The sequence below is a fragment of the Sphingomonas glacialis genome, assembly GCF_006439055.1.
Classification (GTDB): domain Bacteria; phylum Pseudomonadota; class Alphaproteobacteria; order Sphingomonadales; family Sphingomonadaceae; genus Sphingomonas; species Sphingomonas glacialis_A.
The window spans coordinates 1-686 of sequence record NZ_RCZC01000021.1 but is presented as its reverse complement, the minus strand read 5'-3'; the positions used below and the strand labels follow the sequence as shown (position 1 = coordinate 686).

Annotated in this window: 2 pseudogenes; both read left to right on the top strand. The window is 68.7% G+C overall.

Annotation, left to right across the window (positions count from 1 at the left end):
* Nucleotides 1-266 (top strand): annotated as a pseudogene (locus EAH76_RS23800) (LPS export ABC transporter ATP-binding protein); the annotation flags it as partial.
* 115 nt (nt 267-381) lie between these two features.
* Nucleotides 382-686 (top strand): annotated as a pseudogene (locus EAH76_RS23795) (RNA polymerase factor sigma-54); the annotation flags it as partial.

The window sequence follows — 686 nt, the reverse complement described above, 5'->3', positions numbered from 1 at the left end:
CCGATCCGTCGATCATGCTGCTCGACGAGCCCTTCGCGGGCATCGATCCGCTGTCGATCGCCGACATTCGCGATCTGATCTGCGAGCTCAAGAATCGCGGGATCGGCGTGCTGATCACCGATCACAACGTGCGCGAGACGCTCGAGATCGTCGACCGCGCGTACATCATCTATGACGGCCGCGTGCTGTTCACCGGCTCGCCCGCCGAACTGGTGGCGGATGCGAACGTGCGGCGGCTGTATCTCGGCGAGGGCTTCTCGCTCTGATCATGCTGGACGCCACCCGCCTCGTCGCCCCGGCGCAGGCCGGGGCCGCTGGGTTGTCTGGCGGAGTGGGCGCGCCAAACGCAACGGCCCCAGCCTGCGCCGGGGCGACGTATTGGTGAGTCTCGCCCCGCGCCTAGACCTGCGCCAGTCGCAATCGCTGGTGATGACGCCGCAGCTCCAGCAGGCGATTCGCCTGCTCGCGCTGTCGAACCTCGAGGTCGAGGGCTTCCTCGCCGAGGAGATCGAGCGCAACCCGCTGCTCGAGGCGAGCGCGCCCGAGGACGACGGCCCGACGCAGGAACGCGAGGCCGAAACGCCGATCCGCGACGAACCCGCCACCGCCGACGAACTGCTGCTGGGCGGCGGCGATTCGGGCGAGGCGTCGCTCGACGTCGATTTCACCGCCGAGAGCTTCCACCA